General features: G+C 67.0%; 17 protein-coding genes. 2 read left to right on the top strand and 15 right to left on the bottom strand.

The genetic code is table 11. The features are described 5' to 3' along the window. Positions 1–4: 4 nt before the first annotated feature. The 4 genes from glmM to ABEA07_RS14730 form a co-directional block, all read right to left on the bottom strand. The gene (gene glmM, locus ABEA07_RS14715) at positions 5–1,339 is read right to left on the bottom strand and encodes a phosphoglucosamine mutase (protein WP_345538737.1); all 1,335 of its coding nucleotides are present in this window, start codon (positions 1,337–1,339) and stop codon (positions 5–7) included. Next, positions 1,336–2,199, bottom strand: a complete 864-nt coding sequence (gene folP / locus ABEA07_RS14720; RefSeq protein WP_345538738.1) for a dihydropteroate synthase — start codon at positions 2,197–2,199, stop codon at positions 1,336–1,338. The genes glmM and folP overlap by 4 nt, the downstream gene beginning before the upstream one ends. Positions 2,200–2,265: 66 nt before the next feature. Beyond that, complete coding sequence (ftsH, locus tag ABEA07_RS14725; protein ID WP_345538739.1) at positions 2,266–4,182, bottom strand: ATP-dependent zinc metalloprotease FtsH; 1,917 nt, start codon at positions 4,180–4,182, stop codon at positions 2,266–2,268. Positions 4,183–4,348: 166 nt separating this feature from the next. Then, positions 4,349–5,017, bottom strand: coding sequence for an RlmE family RNA methyltransferase (locus ABEA07_RS14730; RefSeq protein WP_345538741.1), 669 nt, complete (start codon positions 5,015–5,017; stop codon positions 4,349–4,351). Positions 5,018–5,037: 20 nt separating this feature from the next. Between ABEA07_RS14730 and ABEA07_RS14735 the strand changes: the two genes are divergently transcribed. Together ABEA07_RS14735 and ABEA07_RS14740 are read left to right on the top strand one after the other, a co-directional pair. Continuing rightward, positions 5,038–5,517: a YhbY family RNA-binding protein gene (locus ABEA07_RS14735; protein ID WP_345538742.1), complete on the top strand. Its 480-nt coding sequence runs from the start codon at positions 5,038–5,040 to the stop codon at positions 5,515–5,517. 4 nt (positions 5,518–5,521) lie between these two features. Then, entirely contained in the window at positions 5,522–6,289 is a 768-nt protein-coding gene (locus ABEA07_RS14740) for a glycosyltransferase (protein WP_345538744.1), read from the top strand. A 7-nt stretch (positions 6,290–6,296) separates the two neighbouring features. On the opposite strand, the gene ABEA07_RS14745 is transcribed toward ABEA07_RS14740, so the two are convergent. From ABEA07_RS14745 to lpxD, 11 genes are all read right to left on the bottom strand, one after another. Further along, complete coding sequence (locus ABEA07_RS14745; protein ID WP_345538746.1) at positions 6,297–6,713, bottom strand: DUF4149 domain-containing protein; 417 nt, start codon at positions 6,711–6,713, stop codon at positions 6,297–6,299. Positions 6,714–6,724: 11 nt separating this feature from the next. Beyond that, positions 6,725–7,204: a transcription elongation factor GreA gene (greA, locus tag ABEA07_RS14750; protein WP_345538747.1), complete on the bottom strand. Its 480-nt coding sequence runs from the start codon at positions 7,202–7,204 to the stop codon at positions 6,725–6,727. Between the two features lie 67 nt (positions 7,205–7,271). Further along, on the bottom strand, positions 7,272–8,141 hold the full coding sequence (gene kdoO, locus ABEA07_RS14755; protein ID WP_345538748.1) for a Kdo hydroxylase KdoO: 870 nt from the start codon (positions 8,139–8,141) through the stop codon (positions 7,272–7,274). Positions 8,142–8,145: 4 nt separating this feature from the next. Then, entirely contained in the window at positions 8,146–11,373 is a 3,228-nt protein-coding gene (carB, locus tag ABEA07_RS14760) for a carbamoyl-phosphate synthase large subunit (protein ID WP_345538749.1), read from the bottom strand. Further along, positions 11,366–12,550 (bottom strand): glutamine-hydrolyzing carbamoyl-phosphate synthase small subunit, encoded by a 1,185-nt coding sequence (carA, locus tag ABEA07_RS14765; protein ID WP_345538750.1) that lies wholly within the window; start codon positions 12,548–12,550, stop codon positions 11,366–11,368. The genes carB and carA overlap by 8 nt, the downstream gene beginning before the upstream one ends. A 136-nt stretch (positions 12,551–12,686) precedes the next feature. Further along, positions 12,687–13,466 carry a TrmH family RNA methyltransferase gene (locus ABEA07_RS14770; protein WP_345538752.1) on the bottom strand — a complete coding sequence of 260 codons (780 nt, stop codon included), beginning with the start codon at positions 13,464–13,466 and terminating at the stop codon, positions 12,687–12,689. Continuing rightward, positions 13,463–14,161, bottom strand: a complete 699-nt coding sequence (rnhB, locus tag ABEA07_RS14775) for a ribonuclease HII (protein ID WP_345538753.1) — start codon at positions 14,159–14,161, stop codon at positions 13,463–13,465. Before rnhB ends, ABEA07_RS14770 begins: the two co-directional genes overlap by 4 nt. Then, on the bottom strand, positions 14,133–15,281 hold the full coding sequence (gene lpxB / locus ABEA07_RS14780; RefSeq protein WP_345538754.1) for a lipid-A-disaccharide synthase: 1,149 nt from the start codon (positions 15,279–15,281) through the stop codon (positions 14,133–14,135). Before lpxB ends, rnhB begins: the two co-directional genes overlap by 29 nt. 8 nt (positions 15,282–15,289) lie before the next feature. Further along, on the bottom strand, positions 15,290–16,078 hold the full coding sequence (gene lpxA, locus ABEA07_RS14785) for an acyl-ACP--UDP-N-acetylglucosamine O-acyltransferase (RefSeq protein WP_345538755.1): 789 nt from the start codon (positions 16,076–16,078) through the stop codon (positions 15,290–15,292). A gap of 7 nt (positions 16,079–16,085) precedes the next feature. Beyond that, positions 16,086–16,529: a 3-hydroxyacyl-ACP dehydratase FabZ gene (gene fabZ, locus ABEA07_RS14790; RefSeq protein ID WP_345538756.1), complete on the bottom strand. Its 444-nt coding sequence runs from the start codon at positions 16,527–16,529 to the stop codon at positions 16,086–16,088. After that, positions 16,526–17,512 carry a UDP-3-O-(3-hydroxymyristoyl)glucosamine N-acyltransferase gene (gene lpxD, locus ABEA07_RS14795; protein ID WP_345538757.1) on the bottom strand — a complete coding sequence of 329 codons (987 nt, stop codon included), beginning with the start codon at positions 17,510–17,512 and terminating at the stop codon, positions 16,526–16,528. The genes fabZ and lpxD overlap by 4 nt, the downstream gene beginning before the upstream one ends. Positions 17,513–17,524: the final 12 nt, after the last annotated feature.

The raw sequence follows: 17,524 nt of genomic DNA on the forward strand, positions 1-17,524 counted from the left end.
CGCGTCAGCCGGCCTCGACGGCGGCGACCAGGCGCTTCGCGCAGGCCTCGGCCTGGGCCGCGTCCCTGGCCTCGACCATCACGCGCAGCAGCGGCTCGGTGCCGCTGGCGCGGATCAGCACGCGGCCGGCATCGCCCAGCTCGGCTTCAGTGCGCTCGATCTCGGTCGCCAGCGCCCTGTTGGCCTGCCAGTCCTGGCCGGGCGCCAGGCGCACGTTGATCAGCGTCTGCGGGAACAGCCGGAGGTCCGACAGCAGCTCGCCGACGGTCTTGCCGCTGCGCTGGCAAGCCTGAAGCACCTGCAGCGCGCTGACGATGCCGTCACCGGTGGTGTGGCGGTCCAGCGCCAGCAGATGCCCCGAACCCTCACCGCCAAGGAGCCAGCGGCGCTTTTCGAGTTCCTCGAGAACGTAGCGGTCACCGACGCGCGCGCGCACGAACTCGATGCCCTGGGCGCGCAGCGCCATTTCCACCGCCTTGTTGGTCATCAGCGTGCCCACCACGCCCGCCACCTTCTCGCCCCGCGAGATGCGCTCCATCGCCATCAGGTAAAGCAGCTCGTCGCCGTTGAAGAGGCGGCCGCTGCCATCCACCAGTTGCAGCCGGTCGGCATCGCCGTCGAGCGCGATGCCGTAGTGCGCGCCCTGGGCTTTCACCGTGTCGATCAGCGCCCGGGGGTGGGTCGCACCCACGTCCTTGTTGATGTTCAGGCCATCGGGCGCGCAGCCGATGCTGCTCACGTCCGCACCCAGTTCGTGGAACACCTGCGGCGCGACCTGGTACGCCGCACCATGCGCGCCATCGACCACCAGCTTGAGGCCGCGCAGCGTCAGATCATTGGCGAAGGTGCTCTTGCAGAACTCGATATAGCGGCCCGGCGCGTCGTTGAGGCGGCGTGCCTTGCCGAGCTGGGCCGAGTCGGCCCAGGACGGCGCTTCTTCCAGCGCGGCTTCGACGGCCAACTCCCATTCGTCGCTGAGCTTGGTGCCCTGGGCGCTGAAGAACTTGATGCCATTGTCCGGGAAGGCATTGTGGCTGGCGCTGATCACCACGCCCAGGCTGGCACGCTGCGCGCGCGTGAGATAGGCCACGCCAGGCGTGGGCAGCGGCCCCAGCAGCACCACGTCGACGCCGGCGGAGTTGAAGCCCGATTCGAGCGCCGACTCCAGCATGTAGCCCGAGATGCGCGTGTCCTTGCCGATCAGCACGGCCGGACGCGACTCCGACTTCTTGAGCACGCGGCCCACTGCATGCGCAAGGCGCAGCACGAAGTCGGGGGTGATGGGTGCCCGGCCGACCGTGCCGCGGATGCCGTCGGTGCCGAAGTACTTTCTTGTCATGGTTGGACCTCCTGTCCCTGTTCTTGCGAGGAAATCATGGCCCGCCGCACGGCGAAGGCCGCCACGGTCTCGCGCACGTCATGCACACGCACGATGGCAGCGCCGCGCTCCACCGCGAGCAACGCAGCCGCCACGCTGGGCACCACGCGCTCGGAGGCCGCCTCGATGCCGGTGACGGCGCCGATCGAGGACTTGCGCGACCACCCGATCAGGAGCGGCAGGCCCACGCCGAGAAGATCGCGCTGGCGTGCGAGCAAGGCGAAATTCTGCCTCACCGTCTTGCCGAAGCCGATGCCCGGATCGAGCGTGATGCGCTCGGGCGCGACACCCAGCGCCTGCAGCGCGCACGCCTGCTCGGCGAGGAAATCGCGCACCACCGACACCACATCGCCCTCCATCGGCGCGGTCTGCATGGTCTGTGGGTCGCGGTGCATGTGCATCAGGCAGATGCCGCAGGAGGGATGAGCCGCCACCGCCTGGCGCGCGGCCGGTTGCCGCAGCGCCCAGATGTCGTTGATGATGTCCGCGCCCAGGTCCAGCACGGCGCGCATGACTTCGGGCTTGTAGGTATCGACCGAGACCGGCACATTCAGCTTGACGGCCTCGCGCACGACCGGGATGACGCGGTCCAGTTCCTCGTCCAGCGGCACGGCCGGGCTGCCGGGCCGCGTCGATTCGCCACCGATGTCGAGGATGTCCGCGCCCTCTTCCAGCAACTGCGCGCAATGGCGCACGGCCGCCGCCGTGGACGCGTGGGCGCCGCCATCGGAGAAGGAGTCTGGCGTGACATTGACGATGCCCATCACGCGCGGCTGTGCCAGGTCGATGGCAAAGCGGGCAGTGCGCCAGACGGCGGTCATGCGGCGGCCCCCGCTCCAACGAGAAACGGGGCCAGAGGCCCCGTCGTTTGGCAAAGCGGCATCGGCTCAGGCGGCGGTGGGTGCCGGGTCCGGATTCACCGCGGGAGTGCCGCCGCTGCCGCCGTTGCCCGAAGGAGGCGTGCGCGGCGTCCAGTCCTTGGGCGGACGCGGCTCGCGGCCGGCCATGATGTCGTCGATCTGCTCGGTGTCGATGGTTTCCCATTCGAGCAAGGCCTTGGCCATCGCGTGCATCTTGTCACTGTTCTCCTCGATCAGGCGGCGCGCCAGGGCGTACTGCTCGTCGATGATGCGGCGCACCTCGGCGTCGACCTTCTGCATGGTCGACTCGCTCATGTTGGTGGTCTTGGTGACCGAGCGGCCCAGGAAGACCTCGCCCTCGTTCTCGGCGTAGACCATCGGTCCCAGCGATTCGGACATGCCATAGCGCATGACCATGTCGCGCGCGATCTGCGTGGCGCGCTCGAAGTCGTTGCTGGCACCGGTGGTCATCTGGTGCATGAACACTTCCTCGGCGATGCGGCCGCCGAACAGCATGCTGATCTGGTTCAGCATGTACTCGCGGTCGTAGCTGTAGCGGTCCTGCGCGGGCAGGCTCATGGTCACGCCGAGGGCGCGGCCGCGCGGGATGATGGTGACCTTGTGCACAGGGTCGCACTTGGGCAGCAGCTTGCCGATCAAGGCGTGGCCGGACTCGTGGTAGGCCGTGTTGCGGCGCTCTTCCTCGGGCATCACCATGCTCTTGCGCTCGGGGCCCATGAAGATCTTGTCCTTGGCCTTCTCGAAGTCCTGCATCTCGACCACGCGCGCATTGCGGCGCGCGGCCATCAGCGCGGCCTCGTTGCACAGGTTGGCCAGGTCGGCGCCCGACATGCCCGGCGTGCCGCGGGCGATGATGCTCGGGTTCACGTCCTGACCCAGCGGGACCTTGCGCATGTGGACGTTGAGGATCTGCTCCCGTCCCCGGATGTCGGGCAGCGTCACGTAGACCTGGCGGTCGAAACGTCCAGGGCGCAGCAAAGCAGCGTCCAGGATGTCGGGGCGGTTGGTCGCGGCGACCACGATCACGCCCAGGTTGGTCTCGAAGCCATCCATCTCGACCAGCATCTGATTGAGTGTCTGCTCGCGCTCGTCGTTGCCGCCACCCAGGCCGGCACCGCGCTGGCGGCCGACCGCGTCGATTTCATCGATGAAGATGATGCAGGGGGCGTTCTTCTTGGCGTTCTCGAACATGTCGCGCACGCGGGCCGCGCCCACACCGACGAACATCTCGACGAAGTCGGAGCCGGAGATCGAGAAGAAAGGCACCTTGGCCTCACCGGCGATGCCCTTGGCCAGCAGCGTCTTGCCGGTACCGGGCGGGCCCACCAGGAGAAGGCCGCGCGGAATGCGGCCACCGAGCTTCTGGAACTTGGCCGGGTCCTTCAGGAAGTCGACCACTTCCTTGACTTCTTCCTTGGCCTCGTCGCAACCAGCGACGTCGGCGAAGGTGACCTGGTTGTTGTTCTCGTCGAGCATGCGCGCCTTGCTCTTGCCGAAGCTGAAGGCGCCGCCCTTGCCGCCGCCCTGCATCTGGCGCATGAAGTAGACCCAGACGCCGATCAGCAGGAGCATGGGCCCCCAACTCACCAGCAGCGTCATGAGCAGAGAGCCTTCCTCACGCGGCTTGACGTCGAACTTGACGTTGTTGTTGATGAGGTCGCCGACCAGACCGCGGTCGAGGTAGGTGGCCGTGGTGCGGATCTTGCGATCGTCGGTGGTGATCGCCACGATCTCGCTGCCGCCCTGGCCTTCCTGGATGGTGGCGCTCTTGATACGGTTGTTGCGGACTTCCTCCAGGAAGTCGGAATAACCGACGTTGCCGGCGCCGGCGACGCCGCGGGTGTCGAACTGCTTGAACACAGTGAACAACACCATCGCGATGACCAGCCAGACGGCGACCTTGGAAAACCACTGATTGTTCAAACGAAGCTCCAGTCGAAAGCGCGTGACATGGGGAATAAAACAATATGCGCCACGGTACGCAATTGGCGGCCATTTTAGGCTTTTCAACTTGCGAAATGCCGGAATTTCCCTATAGCAGCCATAGGACCGCCACGGTTTTCAGGGCGAAATGCCGCGGCGGCAGGTATCAATTCGTATCCACCGGCTTGAGGCCGATGCCGACCATGAAGGTCTCGGCCGACCGGTCGCGCGAGGCCTTCGGCTTGACCGGTTTCACGACCCGAAAATTCTTCTTGAACAGCCCCGTGAGTTCGGCATAGCCGCTGCCGTGGAACAGCTTCGCCACCAGCGCGCCCTCCGGCTTCATGTGGTGGCGGGCGAAGTCGATCGCAAGCTCGATCAGATGGGAGACGCGGGCCGCGTCGGCCGAGGCGATGCCGGACAGATTGGGTGCCATGTCGGAAACCACCACGTCGGCCAGCCGGCCCGCCAGGGCCTGCTCCAGTTGCGCCAGCACCTCGGCCTCGCGGAAATCGCCCTGCAGGAAGATCACGCCCTCGATCGGCTCCATCGGCAGGATGTCGAGCGCGATGATGGTGCCGTCCAGTTCACCGGCCGCCGCGCCGCCGGGCGACAGGCGGCGGCGCAGGTACTGGCTCCAGGCGCCCGGGGCCGAGCCCAGGTCCACCACCACCTGGCCCGGCCGGATCAGGCCAAGCGCCTCGTCGATCTCCTTGAGCTTGTAGGCGGCACGAGCCCGGTAGCCCTCCTTGTTGGCGAGCTTCACATAGGGGTCGTTCACATGGTCGTGCAGCCATGCGCGGTTGACCTTGCCGCTCTTGGGTTTGGGCTTCATCGACGCTCGATAATACGAGGATGCCCGCCATACAACTGACACCTGCACAGCGCAAGGCGCACCGCGCCGACGCGCACCACCTGGACCCGATCGTGATGATCGGCGGCGACGGGCTGACACCGGCCGTGACGAAGGAAGCCGACGCCGCGCTCAAGGCGCACGGCCTGATCAAGATCCGCGTGTTCTCCGACGACCGCGCCATGCGCGAGACCATGCTGAACACACTGGCGGACGCGCTCGATGCCGCGCCCATCCAGCACATCGGCAAGCTGCTCGTTCTCTGGCGCCCGATCCCCGAAAAGGAGCGCGCCGTCGACGAGGACCGCCTGCCCGGTCCGCGCGACGTGAAGGTGATCAAGTACAGCAAGCGCGGCGGTCAGCGGCCGGAGATCAAGACGCTGCGCGTGCTGGGCAACCAGCGGCTCACGCCCGGGGGCAACATCAAGCGCGCCAAGGTGAAGAAGCCCTTGTCCGTCAAGAAGCGGCACCAGGCGGACTGAGCGGATGCCGAGCCAAGACCCGGTGGCGACCCCGCAGCGCCACATCCTCTGCATGAAATGGGGCACCAAGTACGGCCCGGAGTACGTCAACCGCCTCTACGCGATGGTGCGCCGGCACTTGAGCGGCGATTTCAACTTCGTCTGCCTCACGGACGATGCCAAGGGAATCCGCGGCGAAGTGCAATGCTTTCCGATCCCACCGCTGGACCTGGAGCTGGCGCCGGGCCAGCCGGACCGGGCCTGGAAGAAGCTGACCACCTTCGAAGCGGATCTGCACGGCCTGCGGGGCCAAGCTCTCTTCATCGATCTCGACGTGGTGATTGTCGGCAGCCTGAACGCCTTCTTCGAATACCCGGGCGAGTTCCTGATCATCCATGACTACGCACGCCCCTGGCGGCGCCGCCGCATCACCGGCAACTCATCGGTCTACCGCTTCGAGCTGGGCGCGCATCCGGATGTGCTGGCCTATTTCCGCCAGAACATGGACGAGGTGCAGGCGCGCTACCGCAACGAGCAGACCTACCTGTCGGCCTTCATGCATCGCAAGGGCACGCTGGCCTATTGGCCGGCCGAGTGGTGCCCGAGCTTCAAGTACCACGGCATTCCGGCCTGGCCCACCAACTACTGGCGCGAGCCCTTCGTGCCGAAGGATGCGCGCATCATGGTCTTCCACGGGGAATGCAACCCACCGGATGCCCTGGCGGGTCGGCGCAACCGGCGCTTCCGCTTCATCCGGCCGGCGCGCTGGATCACCCAGTTCTGGAACGCCTGATCTGCGATCAGCCGGGCTCCCGGCGCCCCATGCGCCAGAGCAGCACGCCCGCGCAGAGCCACTGGCCGAAGTACATCGCGCTGCCCAGGGAATGCCAGAGCCTTAGGTTCTCTCGCGCCAGGATGCGCGGTGCCACCGCGTACTCCTGCAGCAGCGCCAGCAGCAACGCGGCCAGGATCCAGCCGATCGCCACGCGCGAGGCGGCGTCCACCTGGTCGTGGACCTTCGATCTGAAGTAGGTCAGCAGCGCCAGGCCGCAGGCCAGCGCCACCCAGCTCTGGGCCGAGAACAGCTTCGCCGCGACCCGGCCCGCCTGGGCCGGATGGCCCAGGTGGGCGAAGAGCATGGGAACGACCAGGAAGCCGATCGTCGTCAGGCTCCCCCACCACAGGGCCGCCACCAGCAGCGCGATGCGATCCCTCACCGCGCCAGGCCTCAGAGGTAGCTGACGCCGACGATCTCGTAGCGCTTGACGCCGCCCGGAGCCTGGACCTCCGCGGTGTCGCCCTCTTCCTTGCCGATCAGCGCGCGCGCGATCGGGCTGGAGACGTTGATCAGGCCCAGCTTCAGGTCAGCCTCGTCCTCGCCGACGATCTGGTACTTGAGCGCCTCGCCGGTCTTCTCGTCTTCCAGCTCCACGGTGGAGCCGAAGACGATGCGGCCGCCGGCGTCGAGCTCGGCAGGATCGATGATCTGGGCATTGGACAGCATGCCCTCGATCTGCTTGATGCGGCCCTCGATCCAGCCCTGGCGCTCCTTGGCGGCGTCGTAGTCCGCGTTCTCGCTGAGGTCGCCCTGAGCGCGGGCCTCGGCGATGGCCGTGATGACCGCGGGACGATCCACGGATTTCAGGCGCTGCAGCTCCTCACGCAGCTTCTCCGCGCCTTTCTTGGTAATCGGAATGGTGTTGGCCATGTTTTGGTGCTCCAGAAAGCGAAACCGCCGAACGCTGCCGTTCGGCGGTTCATGGATGGACAAATGATCAGACGAGGGAGCGTCCGGTCAGCCGGCTCAGGATGGCGAGCGGGCTCGAATCGGGATTGTATTGCCTTGCGGCGGGCAGGTGCAGGGTCTGTTCCAGCATGTACTGGCCGGACATCGCGGCATGCGAGGTCTGGTCGGAGAAGCAGACCCAGACCGAGCCAGCGGGAAAGGGCACGCTCTCCTGCGGGGCATTCTTCTGGTAGTCGAGGTCCGACTTCATGCCGTCGTGCATCTGCAGCATGAGGTGGTCGTATTCGCTGCGGAACGACTTGGTGACCCGCAGGGCCCGCAGGCACCGGGCCTGCCAACGCGAATACGGCTTGGCACGCGGCAGGAAGCGCCGCGCCACCGTTTCGAAGGGCTCGCCCACACGCCAGACGCGCGGCGCCCCTTCCGGGTTGATGTTGGTGAAAACCCTGAGGATGCGCTCGCCGTAGTTCGGCCGCGACGGGAAGGCGTCGACGTGCAGGCGGCGGTCGTCGGCCCGCCAGGACTGCACCCGCGTCTCCACCTGCACCGGCCGGTAACTGGTGGGCGCCAGGCGCAGCGCCGGCGTGTAGTGCGGCAACAGGCCGTGGATCAGCTGCCGAGCCTGGGTGCGAAAACGCCCGATCATCGCGCCGACCGCCTGCTGCCGGACCTCGTCGCCGGCAGCGCCCTTGAGCCTGCCCTCGGCATCCAGGCTGATGTTGCGCACGCCCTCGGCCAGGACCGAGGGCGCCAGAAGCTCATGCTCCTGCGGTAGCAGCTCGAAGCCCAGCTTCGGGAAGTACAGCACCTTGCCGGCCTCGAGTTCGGCGATCCACGTCTCGTTGGGCGTGGCCGCGCTCCAGTCGGCCAGGTCCAGTTCGACGAGCTGCGTTTCCATGGCCTCAGGCCGACACGAGGCGCGCGTGCATTTCCTGCACCGAGATCACGTCCAGGTCCTTCATGTAGCGCATGCCCTCCACCGCCGCTTCGGCGCCGAAGATGGTGGTGAAGGTGGTCACGCGTGCCAGCAGCGCCGAGGTGCGGATCTGGCGCGAATCGGTGATCGCATTGCGGCGTTCCTCCACGGTGTTGATGACCAGCGCAATCTCGTTGTTCTTGATCATGTCCACGATGTGCGGGCGGCCTTCGGTCACCTTGTTGACCGTGGCGCAGTCAATGCCGGCGGCATTGATCGCAGCCGAGGTGCCCTTGGTCGCGATCAGCTCGAAGCCCAGCTCGACCAGCCCGCGCGCGACCTCGACTGCGCGCGGCTTGTCGTTGTTCTTGACCGAGATGAAGACGCGGCCCGACTTCGGCAGGTGCGTACCCGCGCCCAGCTGCGACTTCACGAAGGCCTCGCCGAAGGTCTTGCCCACGCCCATGACCTCGCCGGTGGACTTCATCTCGGGGCCGAGGATGGTGTCCACGCCGGGGAATTTGACGAAGGGGAACACCGCCTCCTTCACGCTGAAGTAGGGCGGGGTGACCTCCTTGGTGACGCCCTGCGACGCCAGCGACTGGCCGGCCATGCAGCGCGCTGCGACCTTGGCCAGCTGGATGCCGGTGGCCTTGCTCACGTAGGGCACGGTGCGCGAGGCGCGCGGGTTCACTTCCAGCACGTAGATGACGTCCTTGCCACCCTTCTCCTGGATCGCGAACTGCACGTTCATCAGGCCGACCACGTTGAGCGCCTTGGCCATGGCCGCGCTCTGGCGCTTCAGTTCCGCCACGGTCTCGGGCTTGAGGCTGTAGGGCGGCAGCGAGCAAGCGGAGTCGCCCGAGTGCACGCCAGCCTGCTCGATGTGCTCCATCACGCCGCCGATGAGCGTCGCGCCTTCGGCGTCGCGCAGGCAATCCACGTCGCATTCGATGGCATCGTTGAGGAAGCGATCCAGCAGCACCGGCGAGTCGTTGCTGACCTTGACCGCCTCGCGCATGTAGCGCTCCAGGTCGCGCTGCTCGTGCACGATCTCCATCGCGCGCCCCCCCAGCACGTAGCTCGGACGTACCACCAGGGGGTAGCCCAGTTCCTGGGCCTTGTCCAGCGCCTCGCCCTCGGTGCGGGCGGTGGCATTCGGGGGTTGGCGCAGTTGCAGGTCGTGCAAGAGCTTCTGGAAGCGCTCGCGGTCCTCGGCGGCGTCGATCATGTCCGGGCTGGTGCCGATGATCGGCACGCCATTGGCCTCCAGATCCAAGGCCAGCTTCAGCGGCGTCTGGCCGCCGTATTGAACGATCACACCGGTGGGTTTTTCCTTGTCGACGATCTCCAGCACGTCCTCCAGCGTCAGCGGCTCGAAGTAGAGCCGGTCGCTGGTGTCGTAGTCGGTCGAGACGGTCTCGGGGTTGCAGTTGACCATGATGGTCTCGTAGCCGTCCTCGCGCATCGCCAGCGCCGCATGCACGCAGCAGTAGTCGAACTCGATGCCCTGGCCGATGCGGTTGGGGCCGCCGCCGAGCACCATGATCTTCTTCTTGGCGCTCGGCTCGGCCTCGCACTCGTCCTCGTAGGTCGAGTACATGTAGGCGGTGTGGGTCGCGAACTCGGCGGCGCAGGTGTCCACGCGCTTGTAGGCCGGGCGCACGTTGAGCGCGCGGCGCTTCTCGCGGATCGCGGTGTCGGTGGTCTTGAGCTGCCTGGCCAGCCGGCGGTCGGAGAAGCCCTTCTTCTTGAGCGCGAGCAGCGTGTCGCGGTCGATGTCGTCCAGAGACTTGGTTTCCAGTTCGAGCTCGATCTTCACGATCTCCTCGATCTGAACCAGGAACCACGGGTCGATCTTGGTCAGCGCGTGCACCTCGTCGACCGTCAGGCCCATGGCGAAGGCATCGCCCACGTACCAGATGCGGTCGGGGCCGGGCTCTCCCAGTTCCTTCTCGAGCACCTCGCGGTCCTGCGTCTTTTCGTTGAGGCCGTCCACGCCCACTTCCAGGCCACGCAGGGCCTTCTGAAAGGATTCCTGGAAGGTGCGGCCCATGGCCATGACTTCGCCCACCGACTTCATCTGGGTGGTCAGGCGCGAATCGGCCTGCGGGAACTTCTCGAAGGCGAAGCGCGGGATCTTGGTCACCACGTAGTCGATGCTGGGCTCGAAGCTCGCCGGCGTCGCGCCGCCGGTGATCTCGTTGCGCAGCTCGTCGAGCGTGTAGCCCACCGCCAGCTTGGCCGCCACCTTGGCGATCGGGAACCCCGTGGCCTTCGAGGCCAGCGCCGAGGAGCGCGAGACGCGCGGGTTCATCTCGATCACGACCATGCGGCCGTCCTTCGGGTTGATCGAGAACTGCACGTTGGAGCCGCCGGTGTCGACGCCGATCTCACGCAGCACGGCCAGGGATGCATTGCGCAGGATCTGGTATTCCTTGTCCGAGAGGGTCTGCGCAGGCGCGACGGTGATCGAGTCGCCGGTGTGCACGCCCATCGGGTCGAGGTTCTCGATCGAGCAGACGATGATGCAGTTGTCCGCCTTGTCGCGGACCACTTCCATCTCGTATTCCTTCCAGCCGAGCAGCGATTCCTCGATCAGCAGTTCGTTGGTGGGCGAGGCCTCCAGGCCGCGCTTGCAGATGGTCTCGAACTCTTCCGGGTTGTAGGCGATGCCGCCGCCGGTACCGCCCAGGGTGAAGCTGGGGCGGATGACGACAGGGAAGCCCACCGTCTTCTGCACCGCCCAGGCCTCGTCCAGCGAGTGGGCGATGCCCGAGCGCGCGGAGCCCAGACCGATCTTGGTCATGGCGTCCTTGAACTTCAGGCGGTCCTCGGCCTTGTCGATCGCCTCCGGCGTCGCGCCGATCAGCTCGACCTTGTATTTGTCGAGCACACCGTTGCGCCAGAGGTCCAGCGCGCAGTTGAGCGCGGTCTGGCCGCCCATGGTGGGCAGGATCGCGTCGGGCCGCTCCTTGGCGATGATCTTCTCGACCGTGGGCCAGGTGATGGGCTCGATGTAGGTGACGTCGGCCGTGGCCGGGTCGGTCATGATCGTCGCGGGGTTGCTGTTGATCAGGATGACCTTGTAGCCCTCCTCGCGCAGCGCCTTGCAGGCCTGCACGCCGGAGTAGTCGAACTCGCAGGCCTGGCCGATGATGATCGGGCCGGCCCCGATGATGAGGATGCTCTTGAGGTCGGTACGCTTAGGCATTCTTCTGCCCTTCTTTGTGACTTTGCATGAGCGCGGTGAAGCGGTCGAAGAGGTAGCCGATGTCGTGCGGACCCGGCGATGCCTCGGGATGGCCCTGGAAGCAGAAGGCGGGCTTGTCGGTGCGCGCCAGTCCCTGCAGGGTGCCGTCGAACAGGCTGATGTGGGTGGGGCGCAGGTTGGCGGGCAGCGTCTTCTCGTCGACGGCGAAGCCGTGGTTCTGGCTGGTGATGCTCACGCGGCCGTTGTCCAGGTCCTTCACAGGGTGGTTGGCACCGTGGTGGCCGAACTTCATCTTGAAGGTCTTCGCGCCGGAGGCGAGAGCCATGATCTGGTGGCCCAGGCAGATGCCAAAGACGGGGATGCCGGTTTCGATCAACTCGCGCGTGGCGGCGATCGCGTAGTCGCAAGGCTCCGGATCGCCGGGGCCGTTGGCCAGGAAGACGCCGTCCGGACGCAGCTTGAGCACGTCGGCCGCGGGCGTCTGCGCCGGCACCACCGTGATGCGCGCGCCGCGTTGGGCGATCATGCGCAGGATGTTCTTCTTGACGCCGTAGTCGTAGGCCACGACGTGGAAGCGCGGCGTGATCTGCACACCATAGCCCTGGCCCAGCTTCCATTCGGTCTGGGTCCATTCGTAGGTTTCCTTGACCGACACCACCTTGGCCAGGTCCAGGCCCGACATGCTGGGCGTGGCCTTGGCAGCGGCCACGGCCTTGTCGACCAGGGCCTGCGAGACGGCTTCGCCAGTCGCCAGGCCGAGGATGCAGCCGTTCTGCGCACCGTGCGTGCGCAGGTGGCGGGTGAGCTTGCGGGTGTCGATGCCGGAGATCGCCACCGTGCCGTTGCGCGTCAGGTACTCGGTGAGCGTGGCGCTCTTGCGGAAGTTGGATGCCAGGAGCGGCAGGTCCTTGATGATCAGGCCGGCGGCATGGACCTTGTCGGCCTCGATGTCTTCCTCGTTGACGCCGTAGTTGCCGATGTGCGGATACGTGAGCGTCACGATCTGCTGGCAGTAGCTGGGGTCGGTCAGGATTTCCTGGTAACCGGTCATGGCGGTGTTGAACACCACTTCGCCGGTGGTGGCGCCGTGGGCGCCGATCGAGTTGCCGAGAAAGACCGTGCCGTCTGCAAGCGCCAGGATGGCGGGCGGGAAATTTCCCTTGAGAGACAAAAGCACTGGGATCTCCGAATGGATGACGCCCAAGGCGAACCCAAGATAGGACTCTGGGTCGCGACTTTCGTCGAGGAGTAGGCTTGCGTGCGCTATGGGCGAGGTGTGAGCAGGAAAGCCCTTGATTATAGCCCGCGCAGGGTTAACCCCCGGCCGTGGAGGCGCTCGCGTGCAGGCAGATCGCCGCCGCCGCGGCGACGTTGAGCGACTCCTCGCCGCCCGGCTGGACGATGCGCACCTGCAGGCCGGCGCGTGCCTCCAGCGCCGCCGATAGTCCCTGCCCTTCATGACCCATCAGCCAGGCACAGGGATGCGGCAAGCGGGTCCGGTGCAGCCACTCGCCGCGGTGCGAACTGGTGGCGATACAGGGGACCGTCAACGCGTCGAGCGCCTCGATGCCGACGCTCTCCACCAGCCGCAGCCCGAAGTGGGCTCCCATGCCGGCGCGCAGCACCTTGGGCGACCAGAGCGCCGCCGTGCCCTTGAGCGCGATCACCTGGGCGAAGCCGAATGCGGCGGCGCTGCGCAGGATGGAGCCGACGTTGCCGGCATCCTGCAGCCGGTCGAGCACGACGGTCGGCCAGTCGGCCGCAATGGGCGGCGGCGCGGGCAGGTCGAGCACGAAACCCATCGACGCGGGGGATTCAAGGCCGCTGACGGCGGCCAGCAGCGCGTCGGCAAGCACGACGGTCTTGTCCGCCGCGCCGGCCCACTCGGGGCGCGCCGCGGGCCAGGCGGATTCGGTGAAGACGGCCACGGCGGCCCGGACGCCACGGGCACGGGCCGCCCGGCACAGGTGATCGCCTTCCAGCCAGATGCGACCTGCCTTGCGATAGGCGCCGGGGTCGTGCGCAAGCTTGCGCAGCTCCTTGAGCAGCGGGTTGTCGCGCGAGCTGATGTGGCTGGGCTCGGCCACGGTCATGGCGAGGGCCGCAGTTCGGCCTGGGCCGCTTGCACCACCACCGTGCCCTCGGACACGGCCAGCACCTGATCGGCCGGGCGCGACAGTACCGCAGCCACCGGGCTGAAGGAGCGCCGGTGATGCACGCAGGCCCCATGGCGCATCAACGCCTCCAGGTGCTCCGGCGTGCCGTAGCCCTTGTGCGACGCAAAGCCGTAATGCGGAAACTCGACGTGCAGTTGCTCGCACAAGCGGTCCCGGTGCACCTTCGCCAGGATCGAGGCGGCAGAGATGGCCTTGACGGTGGCATCGCCACCGACGACGGCCTCGGCCAGCACGTCCAGCCGGGGTAGCCGGTTGCCGTCGACCAGCACCTTGACCGGCTTCAACCGCAGGCCCTCGACCGCCCGCTTCATCGCCAGCATGGTCGCGCCCAGAATGTTGTGCTCCTCGATTTCCTCGACGCTGGCTTGGGCGATCGAACAGCACAGGGCCTTGGCGAGGATCTGGTCGTTCAGGCGTTCCCGCTGCAGCGGCGTCAGGGCCTTGGAGTCGGCCAGGCCCCGGATGCGGCGCTGGTCGTCCAGGATCACGGCCGCCGCCACCACCGGGCCGGCCAACGGACCGCGGCCGGCCTCGTCGACGCCGGCCACCAGGCCCGGCGCATCCCAGGCGAGCTTCGCCTGTTCAACCTTCAAGAACTTTCTGGATCGCATCAGCACAGAGTGTCGGCGTATCGCGCTGCAGTTCGGCATGCAGCGCATCGAAACGTTGTTGCAAGGCGTGAACCTTGTCCGGCGACGCGAGCCAGGCCAGCGTCGCCTCGGCCAGCGCCGGCGGCGTCGCCGCTTCCTGGATCAGTTCGGGCACGACGAAGTCGCCGCACAGGATGTTGGGCAGGCCGACCCAAGGCTGCAATTGCTTGCGGCGCATCAGGGCCCAGGACATCGCGTTCATGTTGTAGGCGATCACCATCGGGCGCTTGAAGAGCGCGGCCTCGAGGGTGGCGGTGCCACTGGCGATCAAGGTCACGTCGCAGGCGGCGAGCGCCGCGTGCGAACGGCCCTCGAGCACCTGGACGCGGCCTTGCATCCCGCTGGCGACCAGCATGCGGTCGATCTCGGCGCGCAGGCTTGGCAGCGTCGGCAGCACGAAGCGCAGCGCCGGCTGCGCCTGCTGCATCAGTGCGGCGGCATCGAAGAAGCGCCGCGCCAGGTAGCGCAGCTCGGAGCGCCGGCTGCCGGGTAACAGCGCCACCACCGGGGCATCCAGCGGCAAGCCGAGCGCGGTGCGGGCCGCCACCCGGTCGGGCATCATGGGAATCACGTTGGCCACCGGGTGCCCCACGTAGCTGGCCGGGATGCCGTTCTTCGCCAGCAGGGCTGGCTCGAAGGGGAAGATGCACAGCACGTGGTCGGCAGCCGCGCGCAGCTTGTGCACGCGCTCCGGCCGCCAGGCCCAGATCGAAGGACAGACGAAATGCGCCGTCTTCATACCGCGCTCGCGCAGCCCCGCCTCCAGGTCGAGATTGAAGTCCGGTGCGTCGACGCCGATGAAGATCTCGGCCCCCTCCTCCAGCAGCCGCGCCTTCAGCTGGCGCCGGATGCCGGCGATCTCGGGATAGTGGCGCAGCACCTCGACGTAGCCGCGCACGGCCAGCTTTTCCTGGGGCCACCAGCTTCGGAATCCGCGGGCCAGCATCTGCGGCCCGCCGATGCCCACGGCAGGCACACCCGGCCAGCGGGCCTGCAGGCCGTCGAGCAGCAGGCCTGCGAGCAGATCGCCCGAAGCCTCGCCCGCGACCATGGCAAATCGCCGCGCAGCCTCCTGTGCCATGCAACTCCTCAGCGCACGATGCCGCGCGTGGCGCTGGCCAGGAAGTCGTTCATCATGGCCGCATCGACGGCCGCCTCGGGCACCTCGGTGCCCAGGGCCTGGATGGCCGCCCTCGCCTGCTCCAGGGTATTGCCCTGGCGATACAGCAGCCGGTGCATCTGCTTCACCGCGGCGATCCGGGCCGCGGAAAAATCGCGCCGGCGCAGACCGACCACGTTGAAGCCCCGCACAGCAAGCGGATTGCCGTCGACCAGCATGAAAGGCGGCACGTCCTGCGCCACCGCGCTGGCGAAGCCCACCATGGCATGGGCACCGATCGACACGAACTGGTGGATGCCGGTCAGCCCCCCCACCGTGACCCAGTCCGCCAGGTGGACGTGGCCGGCCAGCGTCGTGTTGTTGGCCAGCGTCGTGTGGTTGTCGACCCGGCAATCATGCGCGATGTGGGTGTAGGCCATGATCCAGTTGTCGTTGCCCACGCGCGTGATGCCGCCTGCCCCCGGCACGCCGATGTTGAAGGTGCAGAACTCGCGGATCGTGTTGCGGTCGCCGATCACCAGTTCGGTGGCCTCACCGGCGTATTTCTTGTCCTGCGGGATCGCGCCCAGCGACGCGAACTGGAAAATGCGGTTGTCACGCCCGATCGTGGTCCGGCCCTCGATCACGCAGTGCGGGCCGACCGTCGTGCCGGCACCCACGCGCACGTTCGGTCCGATGACGGAATAGGGGCCGACGCTGACCGTCGGGTCCAGTTCCGCGCCGGGATCGACGATGGCCGTCGGATGAACCTGGGTCATTCCGCGGTCAGTTGATCTGGCGCATCGCGCACATCAGGCTGGCCTCGCAGGCCAGTTCCTCGCCCACCCGGGCACGCCCCTTGAATTTGGAAATGCCGGCCTTCATGCGCTCGATCTCGACCTCCAGCGTCAGCTGGTCTCCCGGCTCCACCGGGCGCTTGAAACGCGCGCCGTCGATGGCCGCGAAGTAGTAAACGGTGTTGTCGTCAGGAACGATGTCCAGCGAATGGAAAGACAGGAGGGCTGCGGCCTGTGCCATCGCTTCGAGCATCAGCACGCCAGGCATGACGGGACGATGCGGAAAGTGGCCGTTGAAGAAGGGCTCGTTCATCGTCACGTTCTTCAGCGCCGTGATGCGCTTGCCTTTCTCCATCTCGAGCACGCGATCCACGAGCAGAAAAGGATAGCGGTGAGGGAGAAGTTTCAGAATTTGATGGATGTCGAGCGTCATGATTGTCTGTCCTGCGTCGCCGATTTCTCCAGCGCCTTGAGGCGCTCCCGCAGGGCGTGCAGCTGTTTGAGGGTGGCGGCGTTTCTCTCCCAGGCGGCATTGTCGTCGATGGGAAACATGCCGGTGTACTGGCCCGGTTTGAGGATGGAGCGCGTGACCACGGTCGCGGCCGAGATGTGCACGCCATCGGCCATCCTGAGGTGACCCAGCACGATCGCGCCGCCGCCGATGGTGCAATTCGCGCCGATGTCGGCGCTTCCGGCCACGCCGACGCACCCTGCCATGGCGGTGTTCTTGCCGATGCGGACGTTGTGGCCGATCTGGATCAGGTTATCGAGCTTGACGCCGTCCTCGATGACGGTGTCTTCCAGGGCACCGCGGTCGACGCAGGTGTTGGCGCCGATCTCGACGTCGTCGCCGATTCGCACCGCACCCAGCTGTTCGATCTTGACCCAGGCACCCTGGTGCGGGGCGAGCCCGAAGCCGTCGGCGCCGATCACCACGCCGGGGTGGAGCAGACAGCGCGCGCCGATGACGCAGCCCTCGCTGACCGTCACGCGGGACTTCAGCACGGTGTCGGGGCCGATGCGTGCGCCACGCTCGACCACGCACAGCGCGCCAACGCGGGCGCTGGGGTCGACGTGGGCATCCGTGTCGATGACCGCACTCGGGTGGATGCGCGGCCCCTGCGCCCCGGCGTGGGAACGCTTCCACAGCTGAGTCAACCGTGCGAAATAGAGATACGGGTCCGGCGTGAGGATGAATGCGCCCCGCCGCTGCGCCACTTCCTTCATGGCCGGCGACACGATCACGCAACCGGCCTTCGAAGCCGCAAGCTCTTTCTGGTACTTGGGATGGCTCAGGAAACTGAGCGCATCGGGCTGCGCGGTCGCCAGCGGCGCGAGGCGCTCGACCGACAGCGCAGGGTCTCCCTGCAGTTCGCCCCCGAGGGCCTCAACGATCGCGCCTAACCGCAATGCCACGCCGCTTCGGCG

This window comes from Variovorax defluvii (assembly GCF_039541515.1).
In the GTDB taxonomy this organism is placed as follows: Bacteria; Pseudomonadota; Gammaproteobacteria; order Burkholderiales; family Burkholderiaceae_C; genus Variovorax; species Variovorax defluvii.

Bases quoted from the DNA above. Each gene is read 5' to 3' on its own strand.
- glmM (WP_345538737.1), bottom strand. From the start codon at position 1,339: ATGACAAGAAAGTACTTCGGCACCGACGGCATCCGCGGCACGGTCGGC.
- folP (WP_345538738.1), bottom strand. From the start codon at position 2,199: ATGACCGCCGTCTGGCGCACTGCCCGCTTTGCCATCGACCTGGCACAG.
- ABEA07_RS14730 (WP_345538741.1), bottom strand. From the start codon at position 5,017: ATGAAGCCCAAACCCAAGAGCGGCAAGGTCAACCGCGCATGGCTGCAC.
- ABEA07_RS14735 (WP_345538742.1), top strand. From the start codon at position 5,038: ATGCCCGCCATACAACTGACACCTGCACAGCGCAAGGCGCACCGCGCC.
- ABEA07_RS14740 (WP_345538744.1), top strand. From the start codon at position 5,522: ATGCCGAGCCAAGACCCGGTGGCGACCCCGCAGCGCCACATCCTCTGC.
- greA (WP_345538747.1), bottom strand. From the start codon at position 7,204: ATGGCCAACACCATTCCGATTACCAAGAAAGGCGCGGAGAAGCTGCGT.
- kdoO (WP_345538748.1), bottom strand. From the start codon at position 8,141: ATGGAAACGCAGCTCGTCGAACTGGACCTGGCCGACTGGAGCGCGGCC.
- carB (WP_345538749.1), bottom strand. From the start codon at position 11,373: ATGCCTAAGCGTACCGACCTCAAGAGCATCCTCATCATCGGGGCCGGC.
- ABEA07_RS14770 (WP_345538752.1), bottom strand. From the start codon at position 13,466: ATGACCGTGGCCGAGCCCAGCCACATCAGCTCGCGCGACAACCCGCTG.
- rnhB (WP_345538753.1), bottom strand. From the start codon at position 14,161: ATGCGATCCAGAAAGTTCTTGAAGGTTGAACAGGCGAAGCTCGCCTGG.
- lpxB (WP_345538754.1), bottom strand. From the start codon at position 15,281: ATGGCACAGGAGGCTGCGCGGCGATTTGCCATGGTCGCGGGCGAGGCT.
- lpxA (WP_345538755.1), bottom strand. From the start codon at position 16,078: ATGACCCAGGTTCATCCGACGGCCATCGTCGATCCCGGCGCGGAACTG.
- fabZ (WP_345538756.1), bottom strand. From the start codon at position 16,529: ATGACGCTCGACATCCATCAAATTCTGAAACTTCTCCCTCACCGCTAT.